General features: G+C 67.8%; 24 protein-coding genes. 2 read left to right on the plus strand and 22 right to left on the minus strand.

Annotated features, from left to right (window positions below; genetic code table 11):
- Nucleotides 1–25: 25 nt before the first annotated feature.
- The 16 genes from AC1VVG_RS28930 to AC1VVG_RS29005 form a co-directional block, all read right to left on the minus strand.
- Nucleotides 26–439 carry a PPC domain-containing DNA-binding protein gene (locus AC1VVG_RS28930; protein WP_482837008.1) on the minus strand — a complete coding sequence of 138 codons (414 nt, stop codon included), beginning with the start codon at nt 437–439 and terminating at the stop codon, nt 26–28.
- 76 nt (nt 440–515) lie between these two features.
- Entirely contained in the window at nt 516–1,067 is a 552-nt protein-coding gene (locus AC1VVG_RS28935; protein WP_049032715.1) for a GNAT family N-acetyltransferase, read from the minus strand.
- Between the two features lie 172 nt (nt 1,068–1,239).
- Nucleotides 1,240–2,640 carry an MFS transporter gene (locus AC1VVG_RS28940; RefSeq protein ID WP_034189888.1) on the minus strand — a complete coding sequence of 467 codons (1,401 nt, stop codon included), beginning with the start codon at nt 2,638–2,640 and terminating at the stop codon, nt 1,240–1,242.
- A 27-nt stretch (nt 2,641–2,667) separates the two neighbouring features.
- Nucleotides 2,668–3,912: an NAD(P)/FAD-dependent oxidoreductase gene (locus tag AC1VVG_RS28945; RefSeq protein ID WP_034189889.1), complete on the minus strand. Its 1,245-nt coding sequence runs from the start codon at nt 3,910–3,912 to the stop codon at nt 2,668–2,670.
- Nucleotides 3,909–4,871 (minus strand): VOC family protein, encoded by a 963-nt coding sequence (locus AC1VVG_RS28950; RefSeq protein ID WP_034189890.1) that lies wholly within the window; start codon nt 4,869–4,871, stop codon nt 3,909–3,911. The genes AC1VVG_RS28945 and AC1VVG_RS28950 overlap by 4 nt, the downstream gene beginning before the upstream one ends.
- Nucleotides 4,872–4,889: 18 nt before the next feature.
- Nucleotides 4,890–6,380, minus strand: a complete 1,491-nt coding sequence (locus tag AC1VVG_RS28955) for an aldehyde dehydrogenase (protein WP_034189891.1) — start codon at nt 6,378–6,380, stop codon at nt 4,890–4,892.
- 72 nt (nt 6,381–6,452) lie between these two features.
- Entirely contained in the window at nt 6,453–7,268 is an 816-nt protein-coding gene (locus tag AC1VVG_RS28960; protein ID WP_034189892.1) for an aspartate dehydrogenase, read from the minus strand.
- Nucleotides 7,261–8,928 carry a thiamine pyrophosphate-binding protein gene (locus tag AC1VVG_RS28965; RefSeq protein WP_034189893.1) on the minus strand — a complete coding sequence of 556 codons (1,668 nt, stop codon included), beginning with the start codon at nt 8,926–8,928 and terminating at the stop codon, nt 7,261–7,263. The genes AC1VVG_RS28960 and AC1VVG_RS28965 overlap by 8 nt, the downstream gene beginning before the upstream one ends.
- Nucleotides 8,921–9,718, minus strand: coding sequence for an SDR family oxidoreductase (locus AC1VVG_RS28970; protein ID WP_482837010.1), 798 nt, complete (start codon nt 9,716–9,718; stop codon nt 8,921–8,923). Before AC1VVG_RS28970 ends, AC1VVG_RS28965 begins: the two co-directional genes overlap by 8 nt.
- A complete protein-coding gene (locus AC1VVG_RS28975) occupies nt 9,715–10,572 on the minus strand; it encodes an IclR family transcriptional regulator (RefSeq protein ID WP_034189895.1) in 858 nt (285 codons plus the stop codon). Before AC1VVG_RS28975 ends, AC1VVG_RS28970 begins: the two co-directional genes overlap by 4 nt.
- Nucleotides 10,569–11,465 carry an alpha/beta fold hydrolase gene (locus AC1VVG_RS28980; RefSeq protein WP_482837012.1) on the minus strand — a complete coding sequence of 299 codons (897 nt, stop codon included), beginning with the start codon at nt 11,463–11,465 and terminating at the stop codon, nt 10,569–10,571. The genes AC1VVG_RS28975 and AC1VVG_RS28980 overlap by 4 nt, the downstream gene beginning before the upstream one ends.
- 18 nt (nt 11,466–11,483) lie before the next feature.
- Nucleotides 11,484–12,011 carry a cupin domain-containing protein gene (locus AC1VVG_RS28985; protein WP_034189947.1) on the minus strand — a complete coding sequence of 176 codons (528 nt, stop codon included), beginning with the start codon at nt 12,009–12,011 and terminating at the stop codon, nt 11,484–11,486.
- A 29-nt stretch (nt 12,012–12,040) separates the two neighbouring features.
- A complete protein-coding gene (locus tag AC1VVG_RS28990; RefSeq protein ID WP_034189897.1) occupies nt 12,041–12,811 on the minus strand; it encodes an SDR family oxidoreductase in 771 nt (256 codons plus the stop codon).
- Nucleotides 12,804–13,874 carry an aromatic ring-hydroxylating dioxygenase subunit alpha gene (locus AC1VVG_RS28995; protein WP_034189898.1) on the minus strand — a complete coding sequence of 357 codons (1,071 nt, stop codon included), beginning with the start codon at nt 13,872–13,874 and terminating at the stop codon, nt 12,804–12,806. The genes AC1VVG_RS28990 and AC1VVG_RS28995 overlap by 8 nt, the downstream gene beginning before the upstream one ends.
- A 54-nt stretch (nt 13,875–13,928) precedes the next feature.
- Nucleotides 13,929–14,240: a recombinase-like helix-turn-helix domain-containing protein gene (locus AC1VVG_RS29000; protein ID WP_034189899.1), complete on the minus strand. Its 312-nt coding sequence runs from the start codon at nt 14,238–14,240 to the stop codon at nt 13,929–13,931.
- Between the two features lies 1 nt (nt 14,241).
- The gene (locus tag AC1VVG_RS29005; RefSeq protein WP_006489883.1) at nt 14,242–14,559 is read right to left on the minus strand and encodes a non-heme iron oxygenase ferredoxin subunit; all 318 of its coding nucleotides are present in this window, start codon (nt 14,557–14,559) and stop codon (nt 14,242–14,244) included.
- Between the two features lie 446 nt (nt 14,560–15,005).
- Here AC1VVG_RS29005 and AC1VVG_RS29010 point away from each other — a divergent pair, with 446 nt between their 5' ends.
- Nucleotides 15,006–16,085: a porin gene (locus tag AC1VVG_RS29010; protein WP_034189900.1), complete on the plus strand. Its 1,080-nt coding sequence runs from the start codon at nt 15,006–15,008 to the stop codon at nt 16,083–16,085.
- Between the two features lie 101 nt (nt 16,086–16,186).
- Here the strand turns inward: AC1VVG_RS29010 and AC1VVG_RS29015 are convergent, their stop codons facing one another.
- The 5 genes from AC1VVG_RS29015 to AC1VVG_RS29035 all read right to left on the minus strand — a co-directional run bounded on the left by AC1VVG_RS29015 (nt 16,187) and on the right by AC1VVG_RS29035 (nt 19,357).
- Entirely contained in the window at nt 16,187–17,080 is an 894-nt protein-coding gene (locus tag AC1VVG_RS29015) for an IclR family transcriptional regulator (protein ID WP_034189901.1), read from the minus strand.
- A 270-nt stretch (nt 17,081–17,350) separates the two neighbouring features.
- Complete coding sequence (tecA, locus tag AC1VVG_RS29020) at nt 17,351–17,830, minus strand: type 6 secretion system effector deamidase TecA (RefSeq protein WP_049035372.1); 480 nt, start codon at nt 17,828–17,830, stop codon at nt 17,351–17,353.
- 99 nt (nt 17,831–17,929) lie between these two features.
- Entirely contained in the window at nt 17,930–18,115 is a 186-nt protein-coding gene (locus tag AC1VVG_RS29025; protein ID WP_059557587.1) for a hypothetical protein, read from the minus strand.
- A 135-nt stretch (nt 18,116–18,250) separates the two neighbouring features.
- Entirely contained in the window at nt 18,251–18,457 is a 207-nt protein-coding gene (locus tag AC1VVG_RS29030) for a hypothetical protein (protein WP_034189904.1), read from the minus strand.
- 303 nt (nt 18,458–18,760) lie between these two features.
- Nucleotides 18,761–19,357, minus strand: coding sequence for an alpha-ketoglutarate-dependent dioxygenase AlkB family protein (locus tag AC1VVG_RS29035; protein WP_034189905.1), 597 nt, complete (start codon nt 19,355–19,357; stop codon nt 18,761–18,763).
- A gap of 237 nt (nt 19,358–19,594) precedes the next feature.
- On the opposite strand from AC1VVG_RS29035, the gene AC1VVG_RS29040 reads away from it, so the two are divergent.
- A complete protein-coding gene (locus AC1VVG_RS29040) occupies nt 19,595–20,182 on the plus strand; it encodes a malonic semialdehyde reductase (protein WP_200088585.1) in 588 nt (195 codons plus the stop codon).
- A gap of 49 nt (nt 20,183–20,231) precedes the next feature.
- On the opposite strand, the gene AC1VVG_RS29045 is transcribed toward AC1VVG_RS29040, so the two are convergent.
- A complete protein-coding gene (locus AC1VVG_RS29045; RefSeq protein ID WP_200088587.1) occupies nt 20,232–21,377 on the minus strand; it encodes a metallophosphoesterase in 1,146 nt (381 codons plus the stop codon).
- Nucleotides 21,378–21,881: the final 504 nt, after the last annotated feature.

Raw genomic sequence — 21,881 nt, forward strand, 5'->3', positions numbered from 1 at the left:
CCATGCCAGCGCCGCGGCGCGACACTCATGCGGCGCCGCCACCCTGCCCTCGCCGGATGACCAGTTCGTTGAAGCCGGTGCCCGCGTCGAGCTCGCGCGAGAACCGGTGCGCGGGCAGCAGCACGAGCAGGATCTCGGCCGTCGTGCGCACCACGCAGCCGCTCGACACATGGCCGCCGGACACGCGACCATGCGCGTCGGAAACGGACATGTGCAGGTGCGCGCCCTCAGGCGACACCGAGCCGGCTAGCGTCAGGATTTCGAGGTCGCCGCGCAGTTCGGTCGGCGCGTCGACACCGGCGAAGCGCAGTTGCGCGACGCTCAGGCTGCCGATGCCCTGGATGACGAAGGCGGCGTGCGATTCGCGCTGGCGTAATGCCGTCTCGATGGCGCCGCGCAGATCGTCGCCGGGGGACAGACGCAGGGGATGGGCTTGCATGGACGAGAACCCGCTGGTGGACCGTGGTATCGACAAAGCGTACGTTCGTCTCGCGAATCGGGCAAGTCACACCGGCTCACCCGCGCCGATCGCTCGCCAGCAACCCGTACAACGCGCTGTCCGACACTTCGTCGCCGACGATCCAGCGTTCGCGCAGCAGCCCTTCCCGCGCGAAGCCGAGGCTTTCGAGCAGCCGCGCCGACGCGACGTTGCGCGGATCGATATCGGCCTCGATCCGGTTCAGCTTCAGCACGCCGAACGCATGCTCGATCACGGCCGTCGCCGCTTCGCGCATGTATCCGCCGCGCCAGAACCTGGGCCGCAGGCTGAAACCGATCTCGGCACGCCGGCATTGCTCGTGCGCATGGAACAGCACGCATTCGCCGAGCGCCTCGCCGGTTTCGCGCAGTTCGAGCACGCAGATCAGGTCCTGCCCGCTCGCGGACGTCGTCAAGTTGCGCGCGACGCGCTCCGCGGCCTGCTCGATCCGCGTCATCGGCGAGAACGAGAAATAGCGCATCGCTTCGGCATCCGACCAGATCTCGAAGAACGCCTGCGCGTCGGCTTCGCGAGGCGGCCTCAGGACGAGGCGGGAGGTATCCAGCGTGACGGGTTCGAACAGGGGCATGGCAATGGTCTGACGAAATGGCGACCGTGAATTAGAACACGCCAGCCGTCCGTCAACAATTGCGCACCCGAGCGGCCAACCACGCGACACGACCGGGTCGCCCCGAAACAAGAAGGCCCGGGAAACCTCACCCGGCCCTTCCGTTCACTTCATCCGCCATCGCGGCATGCGCTCACGCCTCCAGCGCTTCCAGCACCTTCCCCTTCGTCTCGATCCCGACGAAATGCACGGTCACCGCCGCGATCAGCGGCACGATGCCGATCAGGTAGAACGCGGGCGCGAGGTTCCCGCCGATGATCGCGTGCGGCACGACCATCGGCGCGACGAACGACGCGATCTTCAGCCATGCGCTGCCGAGCCCGCAGCCCGACGCGCGGATGCTCGTCGGATATTGCTCCGGCGTGTAGACGTACGCGGTGATGAACCCCGACGCCATCAACCCGAGCGACAGCGAGCAGAAGATCGCGACGACGTACACCGACGACGCGTGATAGACACCCGCGAGCGCCAGCGACAGCGCGCACAGCACGAACGACCACACGATCACCGGCTTGCGGCCGAGCTTGTCGACCAGCAGCGCGGAGGCCAGCGAGCCGAGCACGCCCATCACCGAGCCGATCACCGCGAGATTCAGCGCGAGCTGCAGCGGTGCGTGATAGAAGTTCTTGTAGATCGTCGGCAGCCACGTCGACAGCCCGTACTGGATGAACCCGCAGGTCGCCCACAACGTCGCCACCGCGAGCGTGCGCTTGCGATACGCGGCGCGGAACAGGTCGCTCATCCTGCGTTTCGGATGCTGGCGCACCATCTCGTCGAACGCGGCCGTCTGCGTGACGGGCGGCAGATCGCCGCGCACCGACGCTTCGAACGCGCTCGTCGCGCGCCCGGCTTCCGCGAGCCGCCCGCGCGACGCGAGCCAGCGCGGCGATTCCGGCACGAGGCGCGTCAGCACGAGCGCCAGGATCAGCGGCAACCCGCCGACGAAGTACATGATTTCCCAGCCGAAGCGCGGCACGAGCCATGCACCGAGCGCCATCGACACGAGCAGCCCGATCGGGAACACGATCTCGTACAGCAGCACGAAACGGCCGCGGCCATGGGCGCGCGTGATCTCGTTGATGTACGTCGCGGCAACCGGCAGCTCGCCGCCGAGCCCGAGCCCCTGCAGGATCCGCAGCAGCACGAACACCTCGAAGGTCGGCGCGAAGCCGCACGCGATGCTCGTGATGCCGATCACGGCCGAGCTCCACGCGATCGCCTTCACGCGACCGTGTTTTTCCGCGAGCGCGGGAAACAGGAACGCGCCGATCAGCTGGCCGATCGCGCCGGACGCGATCAGCATGCCGATCTGCGTCGGCGACAGCCCCCATTTGTGAATCAGCAACGGCAGCGTCGCCGCGATCGTGATCACGTCGAAGCCGTCGAAGAATGTCGCGGTGCCGATCAGCACGCGCGCGCGGATCTGCATCGCGTTGGCCGGAAGCCGCTCGAGCCGCGCGATGATCGCGCCGGGCGTGGAGGCGGCAGCTTCCATCGTGGCGCGACCGGCCACGACGTTGTCGAAAGTGCTCATGCGGGGGATCTCCTGGTCTTTCGCCGGTCAGGCAAGCGCTTGGGTTGTGTCTGCCAGGGCTTCCGTATCCACGGCCCGGCCCTGGTTCATCCACTTGCGCGCGAGCTTCAGCTCACGTGCGTTGTTCACGGCGATGACACCTCTCACCTGCCCATCGCCCACGAAAAACAGCGTCGCACGGCGCGCGGCGAGCTCGCCGCGCACGACGAGCTGCGCATCGGCCGGCAGATCGCCGAGAATCTGCAGGTTCACGTCGTACTGATCGGACCAGAACCACGGAATCTCCGCGTACGGCGCGCGCACGCCGAGCACGGCCTTCGCCGCCGCGATCGCCTGGTTCTGCGCGTTGGCCCACGATTCGAGCCGCACGCGCCGCTTCAGCCAGCCGTTGTGATGGTTCGCGACGTCGCCGCACGCGAAAATCGCCGGGTCGCTGGTCGCGCCGAATTCGTCGACGACGATGCCGTCGTCGACCGCCAGCCCCGCATCGCTCGCGAGCGACGCGTTCAGCGCGAGGCCGATGCCGGCCACCGCGAAATCGGCGTCGATCGTCGTGCCGTCGGCGAGCGTTGCGCGTACCTTCGATGCGTCGTCCGGCTGCGGGTCGAGCGACGCGAGCGCCGCGCCCGTGCGCACGTCGACCCCGTTCGAGCGATGCAGGTCGAGCAGGAAATCCGACACGATCTGCGGCACCGAGCGGCCGCACAGCCGCGGCGCGCCTTCGACCACGACGGCGTCGACGCCGAGCTTGCGCGCGGTCGCCGCGACTTCGAGGCCGATCCAGCCGCCGCCGATCACGAGCACGCGCCGGCTCGCACGCAGCTTCTCGCCGAGCGCGGCCGCTTCGTCGAGCGTGCGCAGGTAATGCAGATTCGGCGTCCTGACGATCGAATCGGGCAGGCGGCGCGACGTGCCGCCGGTCGCGATCACGAGCCGGTCGTATTCGATCTCGCGCCCGCTCGCGGTCGTCACCACGCGTCGCGCACGGTCGATCGAGGCCGCGCGTTCCGGCTGCCACGCCTCGACGTTCAACGCGTCGAATTCGTCGGGACGCACGACGCGCACGGTCTCGATGTCGGCGTCGCCGGCCAGCACGGCCTTGGACAGCGGCGGACGCTCGTACGGCAGGTGCGGCTCGTCGGCGATCATCACGAGACGGCCCGCGTAGCCTTGCGCGCGCAGCGTCTTCAGCACCCAGCCGGCGGCCTGGCCGCCGCCGATCACGACGACCGTGCCCGGCGCGGGCTGCGCGGACGTATTCGCTTCGGTCATGATTTGCGCTCCGTCATGAACTTGCCTTCCGGCGCCTGCGCGTGCTTCTGCCGGCGCGTGTTGCCGTCGAGGCCGCCGTCGACGGCCCATTCGGCGAACACGGTCGGGCCCGGCTCGAATTCGCGCGGCTGCCATTCGGGCGTCAACATGTCTTCGTCCGCGTAGTACTCGATCAGACCGCCGGCGGGGTTCTGGAAGTACCAGAAGTACGCGGACGACACGGGGTGCCGCCCCGGACCGAGTTGCGTTTCCCAGCCGCAGCGGTCGATGTGCATGCCGCCGCCGAACACTTCATGGATGTCGCGCACGGTGAACGCGACGTGGTTCAGGCCACGCTTGCCCGTCGGCAGCGCGAGCAGGAACAGGTCGTGGTGGCCGCCGTGCGGCGCGCAGCGCATGAACGCGCCGCGGCCCGGGTAGCGGTCCGACGTCTCGAAGCCGAGCAGTTCGTGATAGAACTTTTCCTGCGCGTCGAGGCAGTTCGTGAAGAACACGACATGCCCGACCTCGACCGGCTCCGCGCGTGCGTAGATCGGGCTCGGCTGGTCGACGCGCAGCGTCCGGCCCCACACGTTCGACGGCGAGCCCGTGATGTCGAGGGCACGCTTGCGCGTGACTTCGATGCGGATCGCCATGCCGTTCGGGTCGATACAGCCGACCGCATCGTCCTGCGCGTAATAGCCGGGCTGGCCGGCGAGTGTCGTGCGCAGCGCGTCGAGTTCGCCCTGCGTCGCGACGCCCCACGTGACTTCCCGCAGCGTCGGACCCGCCTCGAATGCCGGCGGCAGCGCCGGATCGTCGGCCTTGACGGCCAGCACGGTGCAGCCGTTCAGCGTCTCGAAACGCGCACGCGTGTCGTCGTACGCGATTTCCTTCAGCCCCCAGTCGGCGAAAAAGCGCCGGCAGGTCGCGAGATCGTCGACGCCGTATGTGATCTGCTCGATTCCCAAAATGCTCATTGCGTCATTCCCCTTCGCTCAGTTCGCCCACGGCAGCGGCGCGTCGTTCAAGCCCCAGTAGAGGCTCTTCTGCTGCATGTACTCGCGGATACCGAGACGCCCTTTCTCGCGCCCCATTCCGCTCTCCTTCCAGCCCGAGAACGGCGTGGAAATCGAAAACAGCTTGTACGTGTTGATCCATACGGTGCCCGTTTCGAGCGCGCGCGCGATGCGCCAGGCGCGCTTGTAGTCGCGCGTCCAGATGCCGGCCGCGAGGCCGAACACGCTGTCGTTCGCCTGCGCGATCAGCGACGCTTCGTCGTCGAACGGCATCGCGACGAGCACGGGCCCGAAGATTTCTTCCTGGCAGATGCGTGCACTGTTCGGCAAGCCTTCGAGAATCGTCGGCTGATAGAAGAAGCCGTTCTCGCGCCCGTCGCCCGACGGCCGCTCGCCGCCGCACAGCAGGCGGCCGCCTTCCTCAAGGCCGAGCGCGACGTAGCGCTCCACCGATTCGCGATGCTTCGCGGTGATCAGCGGCCCCATCTGCGTGTCGGGCCGCGTCGGGTCGCCCACGCGCAGCTTGCGGGCGCCGGCCACCAGGCGCTTCATGAATTCGTCGGCCACCGCGCGCTGCACGAACAGCCGCGAACCGGCGATGCACGCTTCGCCCGACGAGCTGAAGATGCCGTACAGCACGCCGTTGACCGCGTGATCGAGATCGGCGTCGTCGCAGACGATCGTCGGCGACTTGCCGCCGAGTTCGAGCGACACCGGCATCAGCTTCTCGGCCGCGAGGCGCGCGATGCCGCGGCCCACTTCGGTGCCGCCCGTGAACGACACCTTCTTCACCAGCGGATGGCGCACGAGCACGTCGCCGATCACCGAGCCCTTGCCCGGCAGCACGCTCAGCACGCCCTTCGGCACGCCGGCTTCCTCGCAGATGCGCGCCAGCGCGAGCGACACGAGCGGCGTGACTTCGGCCGGCTTGAGCACGACCGCGTTGCCGCCGGCGAGCGCCGGCGCGAGCTTCTGCGCATCGGACGCGATCGGCGAATTCCACGGCGTGATGGCCGCGATCACGCCGATCGGCTCGTACACGCTCATCGTCAGGTAATCGCCGCGCGACGGCGTCAGTTCCTCGTCGAGCGTCTCCAGACACGCCGCGAAATAGCGGAACGTGTTCGCCGCACTCGCCACCAGCACGCGCGTCTCGCCGATCGGCTTGCCGTTGTCGCGGCGCTGCAGATTCGCGAGCGCCTCGTGGCGCTGCATGATCAGGTCGGCAATGCGGTACAGCACCTGCGCGCGCTGGTGCGGCTTCAGCCCGGCCCAGTCGGCGCGACGCCAGGCGGCGTCGGCGGCCTCGACGGCTTCGGCCGCGTCTTCCGCGTTCGCCGTCGACACTTCCATGTTCAGCGACTGGTCGGCCGGATAAATGCTCGCGTAGGGCGCGCCACGGCCGCGCCGCCACTCGCCGCCCACCAGGATGGTGCCGTCGGGTACGAGGCTGGTATCGAAAGGAGTCATGTCACAAGTCCCACAATTCTGTGTCTGCGCGTCCGCCCTCGCCGTGGCGCGGGCGGACGGTCCAAGGCCCGGTCAGATCACGCAGCGGGCCGCGCGGTTGCGCAGCGCGCGGATCGCGCTGTACGCCGTCAGCGCGGACGTCTTCGGGTTGTCGGGCAGCGGCTTGCCGCTCATTTCGAGCGACATCTCGCCGAACGCGCCGCGCGCGGTGATACGGTGCACGTTGCGCTCGACCGCCGGATCGGCGATCAGCCGCACGTGCGTCGCGTCGAGGCCGAGGCCCGCGAGCGCCACGGTTGCCGCGACGTTCGCGTTCTTCGGATACAGCCGCGCGGCGTCGCGCGCGGTGCCTTCGAAGATCACCTTTTCCCCGGTCATCGCATGCAGGTCGCACAAGGCCTCGGCCGGCGTACCGAGCCAGCCGAGCGGCGGCTTGCGGCCGACGTACAGCACTTCGTCGAGGCCGCCCTGCTTCGCGGACGCCAGCGCGTCGATACCGCCGATCGCGCCCGACAGCAGCGTCACCGTCGTGCCGCCTTCGTCGGCCGCCCGCGACAGCAAATCGAGCAGCGCGAGATCGGACAGCGCGCCGATCGAGGCGACCGCGCAGTCGGTGCCGGCCTTCAGCAGCGGCACGACGTGATCGACGAGTGCGCCGTGGCCCGCGCATTCGAGCGCGAACTCGGGGCGGCGGGCCAGTGCGTCGACCGACGACACGACCTCCACCGCACCGCCGAGCACGCGCTGTACCTCCGCGCGCTGGTGTTCCGGCACGATCACGTGCGCGACGCGCAGCGACGCATCGTGCTCGACCGCGCGGTACACGGCCGCGCCGATCGCGCCGAAGCCGATCATCGCGACGTCGACGGGTGCGTGCGCGTTACGCATACTGGCGCTCCGTCGGCGCTTCCTTCTTCACCGGCGGGCCCGCGAACTGCGACGCGAACGTGCCGACCGACAGCATGTCGACTTCGACCATCACCGGCCCTTCCTTCGCCAACCCTTCGCGCACGATCGCCTCGGCGTCGTCGAGCGACGTGATCCGGTAGTGCGTGAGGCCGAAGCTCGCGCAGAACTGCGCGAAATCGGGCTGGTGCAACTGCACGAAGCAGCGGCGGCCGCCGTAGTGCGCGTCCTGGATGTTGCGGATCACGCCGTAGCACTGGTCGTTCATCAGCACGATCATCACGTTCGCGTTTTCCTGCACGGCCGTCACGAGTTCGCCGACGTTGACCATCAGGCCGCCGTCGCCGACGAGGCAGACCGTCTTCGCCGCGGCGCCCGCGAGCGCCGCGCCGATGCCCATCTGGATGCCCTGGCCGATGCCGCCGCCGAGCGCATGCACGCCCGAGCGCGGCTCGAAGATCTTCAGCAGGCGGTTGCCCCACGTGCTGTTCGAGATCGTCACGTCGCGCACCCAGTTGTAGTCGCGGCCGACCGCGCCCTGCAGCGTGTCGACGAGCTTCTTGTACGGCCCGAGGCCCTTCGACACGTCGGCCACCGCCTGTTCGCGGGCCGCCGCGAGATCGGCCGCGAATTGCGGATCGACCGACAGGCGGCCTTCGAGGCGATCGGCCAGTTCGGCCAGCACGCGCTTCGAATCGCCGTGCACGAACAGTTCGTTGCGGTAGCCGCGGTTGTCGGCGAGCGCATCGGCGTCGACGCGGAACAGCGGCTGCGGCAGCGCGAGCTTGTACTTCAGCGTCTCGTTGCCGCGCAGGCGCGAGCCGACGACGACGAGCGCGTCGCAGGTGTTGTAGAACGCCTCGACGGACGCGTGCACGTTGAACGCGCCGAGCGTCGCCGGATGATCCTCGGGCAGCACGCCGCGGCCCTGCACGCTCGTCACGACGCCGAAGCCGAGCTTCACGAGGCGTTCGACTTCCTCACGTGCGTGGCGCGCACCGCCGCCGAGCCACAGCAGCGGGCGGCGCTTCGCCGCGAGTGCGTCGGCGAGCTTCGCGACGCGCGCGGTGTCATGCTCGCGCACCGTGACGTGCGCCGGTGCGAGGTCTTCCGGCCATTCGATTTCGGCTGCCTGGATGTCGATCGGAATCTCGACCGACACGGGGCCCGTCGGCGCCGTTTGCGCGATGCGCACGGCTTCGCGGATCGTCGGCAGCACGGTTTCGACGGTGCGCACGCGGAACGCGGCCTTCGAGATCGAGTCGAGCATCGACAGCTGGTCGGGCGCTTCGTGGATGTACGCCAGATCCTGGTCGAGGTAAGGCGTCTCGATCTGTCCCGTCACGTGCAGCAGCGCGGTGCCGGCCGTCAGCGCCTCGACCATCGCGCCGGCCGCATTGCCGGCCGCGGTGCCGGTGCTCGTGAACGCGACGCCGAGGCCGCCCGACACGCGGGCCAGCCCGTCGGCCATGTTCAATGCGCCCGCTTCGCCGCGCGCGCCGACATAGCGGATGTTGCCGCGCGAGTTGATCGCGTCGAGGATCGGCATGTTGTGGATCGAGATGACACCGAATGCGGTTTTCACGCCGCACTGCTCGAGAAAGGCGGCAATCAGCTCGCCAACCGTGGTTTTTTTAGACATGGCGTGCAAAGCCTCCAGAAACGTCGATATGGCTGCCCGTCGTGTACGACGACAGATGCGTTGCGAGATAAAAGAGTGCCCAGGCGGCCTCGTCAGGCTTGCCGAAGCGGTTCAGCGGAATGTTCTTCTTGCGGGCGAGCGCGCCCGTCCAGTCTTCCCAGCTTTCGCCGGGCTGCGCCTGCGTGTCGTAGCGACGGCGCCACTGCCCCGACTCGACGATGCCGATCAGGATCGAATTCACGCGGATGCGCTGCGGCGCCAGTTCGGTCGCGAGCGACTTCACGAGGCTCAGCACGCCCGCGCGCGCCGACGACGTCGCGACCATGTGCGGCTCCGGCTGCAGCGCGAGCAGCGAGTTCACGCACGTGATCGTCGGCGCCTGCGCGTCGCGCAGCAGCGGCAGGAACGCGCGCGTCGGGCGGATGATGCTGAAGTACTTCAGCTCGAGTTCTTCGCGCCATGCGTCGTCGGTCGTATCGGCGAAGGTCGACACGCGACCCTGGCCGGCGTTGTTGACCAGCATGTCGGCACGGCCGAAGCGCGCCGATACCGCCTGCGCGAATGCGGCCACGTCGGCTTCGTCGAGCACGTTGCAGCGCGCGGCGAGCAGTTGCGCGCCCGGGTATTTCCCGTCGAGCATCGCTTCGGCGCGCGCAAGGCGGTCGCCGTCGCGGCCGCAGATTGCAACCGACGCGCCCGCTTGCAGGAACCGTTCGGCCGTCGCGAGGCCGATGCCGGACGAACCGCCCGTCACCACCGCGACCTGCCCGGTCAGATCGATCTGAATCATCGGAGTCCTAAAGCCTTCAGAAACGTGTGCTCGTCATCCGAGCGGTAATTGAGCCGCCGCGACAATTCCGCCGCCGCGCGCTGCACCTTGTCGATCAGCCCGTCCGCGATCAGCGCCGCGTCAATCTCCGGACGCGGCACCGTCACCGTGATGCACGCGACGATCTTCTGCGTCTCGTTGCGCACCGGCGCCGTGACCACCGAGATGCCGCGCTCGAACGACGAATTGCTGACGCCGTAGCCGCGCAGCGCATCCTCGCGGATCACGTCGTACAGCGCGTCGACCGTTTCCGGCGTCGCGCTCGTCATCCGGGTCAGCGCGCCTTCCGGATACAGCGCATGCAGCTCCTTCAGCGACAGGTCGCCCATCAGCACATGGCCGTGGGTCGTCGCATGCGCGGGCAGGCGCGTGCCGACGTTCACGCGAATCGAGCTGAACACCGGCGACTGGCTCTGCGCCTTTGCGACGAACACCACGTCGCGGCCGTCGCGGATCACGATGTGCGTCGTGAAGCCGGTCGCATCGCGCAGGCTTTCGATCACCGGCAGGCCGAGATCGGTCAGCTCCAGCGAGCTCAGGTATTCGAAGCCGAGCCGCAACACGGCGATGCCGAGCTTGTAGTTGCGATCCTTGTCCGCACGCTCGAGAAAGCCGAGCGATTCGAGCGTCTGCAGCAGACGGAACACCGTCGTGCGCGGAATGCCGAGCCGCTTCGACAGTTCGGGCGCGCCGAGCACCGGCTCGCGCGGCGAGAATTCGGCCAGAATCCGCAGCCCGCGTTCGAGGCCCGGCACCACATAGTTCGCGTCGGCCTTCGCGTGTTCGGATGCCGGTCGTTGCAGCGGTTCGCTCATGCCAGCCCCCGCTGTGGGTCGCATTGACGGCAGAAACCGTCGATCAAGGCGGAATAAACGGCCGGCGCTTCCACGTAGCCGGCGTGGCCTGCTTGCGGAATCACCTGCAGCGCGACGTGCGCGGCCGCGGCGATCCGCTCGCACGCGGCGGGCGGCGTGATCGCGTCGTGCGCGCCGACGGCCACGGCCGTGCGGCCGCGAAAGCCGGCGAGATCGGTCGCGAGATCGGCATTCGCGAGCAGATGCGTGGCCTGCGCGTAGCCGACCGGCACGATGCGCGCCATGTTCCAGCGCACCCACGCCTTCGCTTCCTCGTTCGCGAAACCGGACAGCATGTTGCCGCTGCGCTGCTCGGCGAGCCCGGCCGGACCGAGCGCCGCGAGCATCGCGAGCCGCGCGTCGCGGCGCGCGTCGCGCGTATCGGCCGGCGCGCTGCCGTAACCGCCCGCGGGCGATACCAGCAGCAGGCCGGCGATCCGCGCAGGCATCGCGCGGGCGAGACCGCCCGCGACGATCGCGCCGAGCGAATGACCGACCAGCACGCAGCGTTCGATGCCGAGTGCCTCGAGCCACGCGTTCAGCGATGCCGCGTAATCGGCGGCATCCGGCGACGCGCCGTGCACGGGCGTCGACACGCCGTAACCGGGCGCATCCCATGCGAGCACGCGCCGCGACGCGCCGAGCGTGTCGAGCTGGCGAACCCACGATGCGGCGCCCGAGCCGATCCCGTGCAGCAGCACGACGGGCAGCGCGCGGCCCGCATGCTGCGCGCCGGCCTCGCGGTAACCGATCGTGCCCGCCGCGCCGGCCGCGCAACGCTGCTCGGGAAACTGCCCGAGCAGCGCGGCGAACGCCGCGGTGCGGTCGCGTTCACGTTTGTCGATGACACTCATTGCTTCACCGGCTCCGTCTCAACGCTTGATCTTCGCGAGCGGCGAATCGGGCGGATACGTCGGCGTGATCGGCTTCGGTGACCCGAGCATCACGCACATCAGCGCATCTTCCTCGCCAACGTTGATTTCCGTGCGATACACGCCCGGCGGCACCGAGATCAGGTCGCGCTCGCCGAGGATCGCTTCCCATGTCTCGCCGTCTCGCTCGCAGATGACCTTCATCTTGCCGCGCAGCACGAAGAAGATTTCCTCGACGTCGGTGTGGATGTGGCTCGGGCCGATGTTGCCGGCCGGAATGACCATCGTCGAGAACGTGAAGCCGCCGGCCGGCACCGTGTTGACGTCCTTCGCGACGCCCGTGCCGCCCGTGCCGACGTAGCGCATCTGCGCGCGGCGGTACTTCGGGTCGTAGTCGGCCTGGAACTTCAGCGCGTCCCAGTCGTAGCGCCGCGTCGCGTAACGCGCGACACGCCCTTCCATCCAGTCGTTGAAGCTTGCGCCTTCCGGCTGGTCCCACGACTTGCGTTCGAGATCGGCGTCCGCCATCGTCCACTCCTTCATTCAGTGTGAAAACATCAATTCATTACGAAGCCGCCGTTCACCGGCAGCAATTGACCCGTCACGAAGCGCGCGCCGTCCGACAGCAGGAACAGCACGGGGCCCGTCACGTCGTCGGGCACCTGCGCGCGCGTCAGCGCGCGGCCCTGCAGGTAGAACGCGTGACGCTCGGCCGGCACGTAGGCGGTCGCCTCGACTTCGGTGAGCCCAGGCGCAATCGCGTTGACCGTCACGCCGTGCGCACCGAACTCGCGTGCCTGCGCATGCGTCATCGCGATCACCGCGCCCTTGCTCGCGACGTACGCGAGCAGCTTCGGCGCGCCCCACAGCGCGGTGTCCGATGCGAGGTTCACGATTGCGCCGCGGCCCGACTGCGCGAGGTGCGGCAGCGCTGCATTGCTGACGAGCCACACGCCGCGCACGTTCACGTTCATCACGGCGTCCCACGTCGACACGTCGAGCTCCGTCGACAGCTTGCCGCCCGAGTTCGTGATCGCCGCGTTGTTGATCAGCGCATCGATGCCGCCGAGCGCCGCGGCACCTTGCGCGACGAACGCGTCGATGCTCGCCGGATCGGCCAGGTCGAGCGCGAGGAAATGCGCGGCGTGGCCCGCTTGCGCGAGTTCCGCGGCCAGCGCGCGGCCCTCTTCGACGAGCACGTCGCCGAACGCGACCTGCGCGCCCGCGGCGGCGAGCGCCCTCACGAACGCCGCACCGAGACCGCGTGCGCCGCCCGTGACGAGCACGCGGCGCCCCGGCAGCGGCACGACCGGAGCGAGCTCAGCCATTCGCGGGCTCCGAAGCGGCGTGTGCCGCGCGATGCGCATCGAGTGCGGACAGGTGTTCCTGCGCACGCTGGCGCAGCATCCGGCGCACGCGCGTGATGCCGACGTCGTGCTGGTACAGGTATTCGTGATCGCGCGCGTGCGGCGCGAGGCTTTCGAGGACGTAGCGGTCCTGCTCGAGCACGTCCCAGTGCAGGCCCTCGAGACGGTTGCGGTACATGAAGCGCCACACGTCGCGCTGCCAGCCGCCGACCTTGCGCGTCCGCCAGAAATAGACCTGGCAGTTGTCGCCGTCGACCGGCGTCGCGAAGCCGATGATCCCGAAGTTGCCGCCCGGGCCGAACTTCTGCTTGTACGGAATCGCGAGGCGCATCCACAGGCAACCCGTTTCGCCGAGCTCGACCCAGTCGAAGTTCACGTCGCGCTGGCCGGTCTTCTCGAACATCAGGCCCGTTTCCGTCTTGCGCACGCGCATGTCGGCCTGCTTGTCGCCTTCGGCCATCGAGTGCGACGTCGCGTGCAGGTACGCGCCGTGCATCGGGTCCATCACGTTGTCGATCGCGTACTGGTAATTGCACTTCCAGTTCGACACGCACAGGAAATGGGCGTACTCGTCGGCGACCAGTTCCTCGGGCAGGTTCAGCGGCGCCGGCTCGCCGTGCGCTTCGTCGCCGAACCACAGGAAGATCGCGCCGGCCTTCTCTTCCACCGGGTACGACTTCACGCACTTCGTGCCTTCGAGCGGACAGTTCGATACGGCCGGCACGCGGTTGACGGTGCCGCCGCCGTCGACTTCGATGCCGTGATACCAGCACGCGATGCTGCCGCCGAGGTTCCAGCCGAGCGACAGGCGCGCGCCGCGGTGCGGGCAGCGATCCTCGAGCGCGTGGACCTTGCCGTCGTGATCGCGCCACAGCACGATCTGCTCGGACAGGCGCGTGAGGCCGACGGGTGCATTCGACACCTGCCAGCTGGGTGCAACGGGATACCAGTAGTTCTTGATGCCGCGGTCGAGATAGTCACGGACCGGGTCGTGTTGGACTGCGTGTTGTACGGGGGACGTCATCAGTGTGCTCCGGATGCGGTTGTCGTCGGGTCGGCGTTCACGCGCGCGGCGCGCTCATTCCGCCAGCGCGGCCATTTCGGCGCGGAAACGTTCGGCGGTCCACGCAGTGCCGTCCGGTGCGCGGAAGCCGATGCGGTTCAGGCCCGCGACGACGTCGTCCAGCTCGGTCGCGCCGGCTTCGAACACGCGCTCGAGCGCATCGCCGAGATCGTTCTCGTACTGCGTCGGCGCGGCCTTGCGGTTCTGCCAGACCTGGTTCTCGACCTGGCCGGGGATCTCGATCTGCCCCTTGCCCGCGACGTTGTTCGGCTGCGGCGCCACCCACGGCTTCAGGAAGGGATTGAAGTTGACGGTCGCTTCTTTCATGTCATTCCACCTTGATCTGGATTTCCTCGCCGGCGAGGCGCACCGCGTACTGCTTCAGCGCGCGCCCGCCCGGACCCTTCAGGCATTCGCCCGTCTTGATGTCGAACACGGCCTCGTGCAGCGGGCATTCGACCGTGCCTTCGTCGACGAACCCCTGCGTCAGCAGCGCGTACGCATGCGGGCACACGTTTTCGAGCGCATACACGTCGTCGCCGACGCGATAGATCCCGATTTCGACGCCGTCGGTCCGCTTGAACTCGATCGGCGTGTCTTCCGACAGCGCGCCGGCGTGACCGGCGCAAATCCATTGCTCTGACATCTCACACCCTTCCTTCTGATCGACTCTCGGTTTGTTCCGATTTGTTCCATATCAGGAACATCAGTTTATGGATGGTGATTATAGGAGCGACCTTCCGTGAGTAAAATAAAAAGCTGCATGTCCTAGGGAAAACACTGACCGTGCGATCGGCGATCGCCTTCGATCACCTTGTCAAATGTAATTTTTTGTTGTGTAACGGGCATTTATCGTCATTTTCGGGGCATCACGCACCGATGCCGGGCATCGTCGGAAAACCCTTCCGGCCCGAAAAATTTATTTTTGATACGGTGCTTGACGACTCTATACTCCATTCCATCAGAGGCACATCGTTCCTTATATGGAACACAAAAATGCCCACCAAATGGCGAACCCCAGTGCGACGGCCGGCCGTCCCCGCACATGCCGCCATGGCACGTTTTCATCAGGTTGGAGATTCAGGAGATCAAATGGTCAAGCATGCGGTAGCAGCAGCAGTGGTCGGATTGGGCGCCGCGTCGGGCGCGTGGGCGCAGAGCAGCGTGACGCTGTACGGCAGCCTGGATGCGGGCGTCGCATACGTGAACAACGTCGGCGGCCATGCAAAGTGGGCGATGATCCAGGGCAACACCCAGCCCGACCGGTGGGGCCTGAAGGGCAAGGAAGATCTCGGCGGCGGCCTGTCGGCGATCTTTCAGCTCGAAAACGGCTTCTATACGAACAACGGCCAGTTCGCGACCGCGAACACGATCTGGAACCGCGCGGCATTCGTCGGCCTGAGCTCCGACCGCTACGGCACGCTGACGCTCGGCCGCCAGACGCCGCTGTCGTTCGACTATCTCGATCCGCTCAGCACGGCCTACCTCGCGTTGAGCTGGTACGCGTTCCACCCCGGCAACATCGACGGGCTCGCCGCGACCGGCAACGTGCCGTACAACAACGCGGTCAAGTACCGCTCGCCGACCTTCGCGGGCTTCTCGGCCGCGGCCACGCTGGCGCTCGGCAACACGACGAACTTCTCGACCGGCAAGTCGGTCGGCGTCGCGCTGAACTATGCGAACGGGCCGTTCAAGGCGTCGGCCGTGTACTCGAACGAGCACGACCGCTCGATCCTGATCAGCCAGACCGGCATTACGTCGTTCCAGGGGCAGAACACCGCGAACGGCTATCTCGCGAACAAGGTCGAGAACATCGGCGCGGGCGCGTCCTACCAGTTCGGCGATTTCCTCGTGCATGGCCTCTACACGCGCACGAAGATGCAGTCGAACGGCTATTCGGATACGTTCCAGAGCTACGACGCGGGCGTGAACTACCGCAGCAGCGCGTTCAACACGATCGCGGGCGGCGCGGCGACCACGACGCTGGCCGGCCGCCGCTGGACGCAGGTCGAGCTCGGCGACATCTACGCGCTGTCGAAGCGCACGCAGCTCTATGCGAACGTGCTCTACGAACACGGGTCGGGCGGCGCGAAGGCCGCGTTCTTCACGGCCGGCGTGTCGAGCACCGCGAACCAGGTGATCGTCCTGACCGGGATCCATCACTCGTTCTGAGCGGTGCCGGGCGTCCGGCGCCTGAAACGAAAAGAGCGGCCCGCGGGCCGCTCTTTCTTCTGTGCGCGGCCGCGTGCGGCGGCCTGCCCGAAGCGTCGATGTCAGAACATCGCGACCTTGTGGCGCGCGTGCGCGAACGTCGGATCGCTTTCGAGCGGACGATAGTTCAGCCGCTGCGACAGGTCGACCGCCGCGCCGCACACGGCTTCGACGAGCCGTTCCTTCTCGCCGGCCTCGCCGATCTCCGAACGCGGCACCGTCGCGGTGATCGCCGCGACGATCGAGCCCGACTGATCGCGCACGGGCGCGGTCACCGCCGAAATGCCGCTCTCGAACGCCGCCTCGCTGACCGCGTAGCCGAGCCGCGCGTAGTGGCGCACGCGTTCGTACAGCTCGTCGACGCTGCCCGGCGTGCGCTCGGTGAACTGCTCGAGTTTTTTCTCCGGATAGAGCTGACGCAACGCGTCGCGCGTGAGGTCGCCCATCAGCACGTGGCCATGCACGGTGGCGTGCGCGGGCAAGCGCGTGCCGACGTGCACCTTCACCGAACCGAACATCGACGTATTGCTCTGCGCCTTCGCGACGAACACGACGTCGCGCTGGTCGCGGATCAGCAGATGCGTCGACAGGCCGGTCGCATCGCGCAGCCGTTCGAGCACGGGCGTGCCGAGATCGGTCAATTCAAGCGAATTCAGGTATTCGAAACCGAGCCGCAGCACGCCGACGCCAAGCCGGAAATAACGGTCGCCGTTCACGCGCTCGAGGAAGCCGAGCGCCTCGAGCGTCTGCAGCAGACGGAACGTGGTCGTGCGCGGAATGCCGATGCGCTTCGACAGTTCCGGCGCGCCGAGCACGGGCTCGCGCGCGGAGAATTCGGCCAGGATCCGCAGCCCGCGTTCGAGCCCCGGCACCAGGTAGGACGACGCGCCGCCGGACGATTCGTCGTCGCCGGGCGTCGCCGGATCGGGTGCGCCGCTCATCGTTGTCTTGACCATGTGGACATGGACGAAAGGAAATCAGTCACGAAACAGGTCATGGATCATCGTGGATATTCAGTCATGCTACCTCAGCGCGCGCGCCGGATCGCACCGGCACGCACGCCGCGACGCAACATGCGCATCCACACCGCGATGCGGTGTCATTCAAGGTCGAGAGGATAGCAGCGTTGGACGGCGCGACGCCATGCGGGAATCGCCGAACGGCGGGCAGCCGGCCGCACCGCCGAGGTGCGGCCGGCCCGTGTCCGGCGTGGCGCGCCGGATCGCCTACAGGCGCGACAGGTAGACGCGAATGTTCGCGCGGTCGTAGGTGAAGCCGCCGGCCGGATCCGGCTCCAGCACCCGCGCGAGATCGACCGCATACATCCAGCCGCTGCCCAGCAGGCCGCCGTTGATCGCGCGGATCCGGCTGCCGCCGACGGCGATCGCCGCATGAAACACGTTGCCGTTTCTGGAGAAGCCGACCGCGGTGCCCGCCGGAATGCTCGCGCGTCCGTCCCATTGATCGCCGGTCTCGAAGTTGAACCGCGACTTCCACAGCTGGCCGATCGTGTCGAGCAGCGCACCGGGCGCGATCAGCGCGTCGGCACGCAGCAGATACCGGACATAGGCCGCGGCGTCGTAGCAGACGCCGCCGGACACGTACTCGTTGATGTTGGCCATCCCGAACATCAGCGCCTGCGCGTGTTTTTGCCTTTCGCCGAGGCCGGATTGGGCGACATGCCCGCCTAGCTGGGTCAGTTGCATGGATAGCTCCTTGTGAGGAAAACGGACGCCGTCGTCCCGCCGGCGCGATAACCTCATATCTTATTACGATATCCGCCGGCGCCGACCCTGCTACCGGTGTCACGGCGTGCGCGCCGCCGCCAACGTGTCGGGATTCGGCGCGAGCCGCGGGCGCACCCGCAACGGCTGCGGCATGTCGGGCCGCGGCTCCGCCAGCGGGCCGGTCATGAGCAGTTGCCGCAGCGTCGCATCGGCACCGGGATCGCCGAGCGACACGAACTCGACGCGCGTGACGACGTCCCGCATGCGGTGTCGCGCGATGCGCGCCGCGCGGCGGACAAAAAGCTGAAAACGGAAAGGAATCGGGCAAGCACCGCCCGGCAGCGGGCGGCGAAAGGGGGACGGCGAGAGGCGATCCTCGGGCGGACCGCCGCGACGGCGTCAGGCCGTCACGGCTGCGTCATATTCGGCGCGGGCAAGCTGGCCGGCGGCGTACGCCTCGGCCTCGCCGCGAAAGCCTTCCTGGCTGAACGCAACGACTTTCACACCGACGCCGGTCGCCCGCTTCACCGTCAGCGCCCATTGCCATCCGCCGTCTTGCTCGAAGACGTGCAGCGAGGGTTCGAAGGAAGGGTCGAGTACGGTCACGCGTTTTGCTCCTGCCCCTTGCGCGCCGCATAGGCCACACTCGAGGCATGTCGAAAGGGTCGCGCCGGTGTGCCGACGCGCTTCTGCCATTCGACAGTCTAGTCAATAATTGTTGCGACGCACCATCAGAGGTTTCACTCATCTATCGGAACCGGCCGGTCGATCGAAACTGACTGAAACCCATACGGCACGGGCTTTCGCGCCGCGTCGGGCGATGCGGCATCGCATTCGTGCGGCAACGTGCCGCACACGCGAACGATTGCTTGCATCGGCCATTCGTGGATCGCATAAACGGGGCGCGACCTATCCGGCGGACATCACGCGCCGGAAAGTCAGGTTGACGCGCTCGCCCTGCACACCCGGCGCCTTCGGCACGCGGTGCTGCCATTCCGCCTGCGTGCGCCCGCGCATCACGAGCAGGCTGCCGTGCACGAGGCGATACGCATGCGTGATGCCGGTCGCGCGGTGGCGCAGATCGAACACGCGCATCGCCCCGAGGCTCACCGATGCGATCACCGGTTCATCCCCGAGCGCCGGCTCGTTGTCCGCATGCCAGCCGAGGCCGTCCAGCCCGTTCCGATAGCGATTGAGCAGCACGCTGTTGAAGCGCGTACCGCACGTCGCCTCGACCGCCTGCTTCAGGTCGAGCACGGCCGGCGTCCACGGCGCGGGCACGTTGCGGATCCCCGAGTACACGTAGACGGCATCCGGTTCGCCCTGCCACGCGGTCAGCCTCGGCAACGGAATGCGGCCGCGCGGCGTGCGGATCGTGTCCTGCCGCCAGGCGACCTCGCCGATCAGCGCGGCCAGCGCGCGATCGGCATCGGGTTGCGCGAGCCAGTCGGGATACCAGTCCACGTCGGGCACGGGCGTGTCAGCGAAGAAATCGGGGGTCGACATGTCGGAAGGAACGGGCGAGAAACGGAACGAACGAGGCCTGTCTGCATACTAGCCAACGGCGCCCCGCCCCGCCATGCGCTGTCATTCGCCGATGAAAGGAAGCGGCCGCGTGCCGCGATGCGCATTCGCGCATCACGCTATCATCGCGGCGTGTCGCGGCACGCCCCGCCGAGGGGCGCCGCTTTTCTCCGCCATGCCGGCCGGCGCGACCCGGCCGCATTCTTCCCGGATCCCATCATGACGACGCTCTCCGATTCCGCCCTCGATCAACTGTTTCGCTCCGCCCGCACGCACAACGCGTGGCAGGACAAACCCGTCGACGACGCGCTGCTGCACCGCCTGATCGACCTGACGAAATTCGGCCCGACGTCGGCGAACTCGAGCCCCGCGCGCTTCGTGTTCGTCAAGTCGCCCGAAGCGAAGGCGCGCCTGAAACCCGCGCTGTCCGAAGGCAACCTCGCGAAAACGATGGCCGCGCCCGTCACCGTGATCGTCGGGATGGACTACGCGTTCTACGAGCACCTGCCGCGCCTGTTCCCGCACGCCGACGCACGCAGCTGGTTTGCCGGCAACGATGCGCTGATCGAGGCCACCACGTTCCGCAACGCGTCGCTGCAAGGCGCTTACCTGATCCTGGCCGCACGCGCGCTCGGCCTCGACGCGGGCCCGATGTCGGGCTTCGACGGCGCGAAGGTCGATGCCGAATTCTTCCCGGGCACCGCGATCAAGAGCAACTTCCTCGTGAATCTCGGCTACGGCGATCCGGCCGGCCTGTTCCCGCGCAGCCCGCGCTTCGATTTCGACGACATCGCACGCATCGAATAACGGTTGCGGGCGCAAGCCCGTTCACGCCGTTAACGGGCTTGCGCCGGCCTCAACCACGCGTCAAGCGGATCAGCGCGATCTCGGACGGCACGCCGAAGCGGTTCGGCGGCCCCCAGTATCCGGTGCCGCGGCTCGTATAAAGCCACATGTCGCCGAAGCGGTTCAGCCCGCCGATCACCGGCTGCTGCATCCGTACGAACGGCGGCCACGGCAGGAACTGGCCGCCGTGCGTATGGCCCGACAACTGCACGGTGTAACCCGCGCGATTCGCCGCTTCCGCGCTGCGCGGCTGATGCGCGAGCAGGATCTTCGTGCCGACGTCGCGCGGTGCACCCGCCAGCGCCTGCTCGGGGTCGCTGCGATGCGCGGGATCGAACCCGCCGGCCGTGAAATCGGTCACGCCCGCGAGCACCGCGCGCGCGCCGTCATGCTCGATCAGCACGTGCTCGTTCAGCAGCACCGTCAGCCCGATGCGGCGGAATTCGTCGATCCACTCATGCGCGCCCGCGTAATACTCATGGTTGCCGGTCACGAGGAAGCTGCCGTGCCGCGACCGCATCTGGCCGAGCGGCGCCGTGTGGTCGCGCAGGCGCTTGACCGAACCGTCCACCACGTCGCCGGTCACGACCACCAGGTCGGCGTCGAGCGCATTGACCGCACGCACGATCCGTTCGATGTACGGCCGCTTGATCGTCGGCCCGACGTGAATGTCGGACAGCTGGACGATCGTCAACCCGTCGAGCGCCGCCGGCAGCCCCGCCACCGGAATCGACACGCGCTTGACCGCCGCCGTGCGGCGCGCGCCGACGAACCCGATCGCGGTAACGAGCACCGCGGCCGCCAGCACGCCGAGCGCCGTGTCGGTCGCGGCGCCGCGCCACGCGCCGTCGTGCCCGAGATACCGCCACGCGACCACGCCGAGCAGCACGAACTCGCGCAGCAACGTCAGCACCAGCAGCGACGAAAAAAAACCCATCACGAGCGCGCCGGCCCAGCCGACCAGCGTCGCCGCCCAGCCTTCGTCGAAGCGGCGCGAGAACATGCCGACCGGAATCAGCACGACGAAACTCGCCAGCACGAGCGCCGCGATCGCGCGCGCGACCGGCGACGCGAATGCATCGGGAATGATCCGCATCCCGACGTACAGATGGAACAGCACGCCGATTGCAATGAACCGGACAAAGAAACTTCGCATGGAACACTCACCTTCGTTGCGATACCGCTTCCGCGACGCGCGGCACGGGGCTGTCCCGTACCGCACGTCGCGCCATACGCACGATGGTACACAGATCCCGCCCGTGACGACCGGTCGCGGCCGCCGGTGAAGGACCGCGCGGCTTCACGCGATAGCCGGCCGGATTCGCGTACGGTCAGGCAGCAATCGATCGTTTCCACCGTCATTGCACTGCGTCGGCATGGCAAAAGCCGCCTCCCTTCTTTCATCTGACGATCCTTTACAGTCCGTTAGCAACCCTACGCGAGCGTGCACTGGCAGAATCGCGGCGGGCCAGCCATCGTTGCGGAAACGCGCGGCCGGACGGACCGGCACGACCGTCGGCGCGTCCGCGAGCGCGCACCGCCCGTGCCGTGCACGCGCGCCGGATGGCTGGCGATCCGCATCGCGCTGATTTATGATCGGCTCCGTACCCTGGAATCGTCGTCGCGGCGACGATCCGCATTGCGCCGCGCCCGGCATCCA

The sequence above is a fragment of the Burkholderia sp. L-4 genome, from assembly GCF_056856535.1.

What these genes read in the sequence shown, in the direction of transcription:
- AC1VVG_RS29035 (WP_034189905.1), bottom strand. Translation starts at nt 19,357, where the DNA reads ATGTCGACCCCCGATTTCTTCGCTGACACGCCCGTGCCCGACGTGGAC.
- AC1VVG_RS28975 (WP_034189895.1), bottom strand. Translation starts at nt 10,572, where the DNA reads ATGAGCGAACCGCTGCAACGACCGGCATCCGAACACGCGAAGGCCGAC.
- AC1VVG_RS28965 (WP_034189893.1), bottom strand. Translation starts at nt 8,928, where the DNA reads ATGTCTAAAAAAACCACGGTTGGCGAGCTGATTGCCGCCTTTCTCGAG.
- AC1VVG_RS29025 (WP_059557587.1), bottom strand. Translation starts at nt 18,115, where the DNA reads ATGCGGGACGTCGTCACGCGCGTCGAGTTCGTGTCGCTCGGCGATCCC.
- AC1VVG_RS28990 (WP_034189897.1), bottom strand. Translation starts at nt 12,811, where the DNA reads ATGGCTGAGCTCGCTCCGGTCGTGCCGCTGCCGGGGCGCCGCGTGCTC.
- AC1VVG_RS28955 (WP_034189891.1), bottom strand. Translation starts at nt 6,380, where the DNA reads ATGACTCCTTTCGATACCAGCCTCGTACCCGACGGCACCATCCTGGTG.
- tecA (WP_049035372.1), bottom strand. Translation starts at nt 17,830, where the DNA reads ATGCAACTGACCCAGCTAGGCGGGCATGTCGCCCAATCCGGCCTCGGC.
- AC1VVG_RS28980 (WP_482837012.1), bottom strand. Translation starts at nt 11,465, where the DNA reads ATGAGTGTCATCGACAAACGTGAACGCGACCGCACCGCGGCGTTCGCC.
- AC1VVG_RS28970 (WP_482837010.1), bottom strand. Translation starts at nt 9,718, where the DNA reads ATGATTCAGATCGATCTGACCGGGCAGGTCGCGGTGGTGACGGGCGGT.
- AC1VVG_RS28945 (WP_034189889.1), bottom strand. Translation starts at nt 3,912, where the DNA reads ATGACCGAAGCGAATACGTCCGCGCAGCCCGCGCCGGGCACGGTCGTC.
- AC1VVG_RS29000 (WP_034189899.1), bottom strand. Translation starts at nt 14,240, where the DNA reads ATGAAAGAAGCGACCGTCAACTTCAATCCCTTCCTGAAGCCGTGGGTG.
- AC1VVG_RS29045 (WP_200088587.1), bottom strand. Translation starts at nt 21,377, where the DNA reads ATGCGAAGTTTCTTTGTCCGGTTCATTGCAATCGGCGTGCTGTTCCAT.
- AC1VVG_RS28930 (WP_482837008.1), bottom strand. Translation starts at nt 439, where the DNA reads ATGCAAGCCCATCCCCTGCGTCTGTCCCCCGGCGACGATCTGCGCGGC.
- AC1VVG_RS28995 (WP_034189898.1), bottom strand. Translation starts at nt 13,874, where the DNA reads ATGACGTCCCCCGTACAACACGCAGTCCAACACGACCCGGTCCGTGAC.
- AC1VVG_RS29010 (WP_034189900.1), top strand. Translation starts at nt 15,006, where the DNA reads ATGGTCAAGCATGCGGTAGCAGCAGCAGTGGTCGGATTGGGCGCCGCG.
- AC1VVG_RS28960 (WP_034189892.1), bottom strand. Translation starts at nt 7,268, where the DNA reads ATGCGTAACGCGCACGCACCCGTCGACGTCGCGATGATCGGCTTCGGC.
- AC1VVG_RS29040 (WP_200088585.1), top strand. Translation starts at nt 19,595, where the DNA reads ATGACGACGCTCTCCGATTCCGCCCTCGATCAACTGTTTCGCTCCGCC.
- AC1VVG_RS29015 (WP_034189901.1), bottom strand. Translation starts at nt 17,080, where the DNA reads ATGGTCAAGACAACGATGAGCGGCGCACCCGATCCGGCGACGCCCGGC.
- AC1VVG_RS28935 (WP_049032715.1), bottom strand. Translation starts at nt 1,067, where the DNA reads ATGCCCCTGTTCGAACCCGTCACGCTGGATACCTCCCGCCTCGTCCTG.
- AC1VVG_RS28940 (WP_034189888.1), bottom strand. Translation starts at nt 2,640, where the DNA reads ATGAGCACTTTCGACAACGTCGTGGCCGGTCGCGCCACGATGGAAGCT.
- AC1VVG_RS29005 (WP_006489883.1), bottom strand. Translation starts at nt 14,559, where the DNA reads ATGTCAGAGCAATGGATTTGCGCCGGTCACGCCGGCGCGCTGTCGGAA.
- AC1VVG_RS28950 (WP_034189890.1), bottom strand. Translation starts at nt 4,871, where the DNA reads ATGAGCATTTTGGGAATCGAGCAGATCACATACGGCGTCGACGATCTC.
- AC1VVG_RS28985 (WP_034189947.1), bottom strand. Translation starts at nt 12,011, where the DNA reads ATGGCGGACGCCGATCTCGAACGCAAGTCGTGGGACCAGCCGGAAGGC.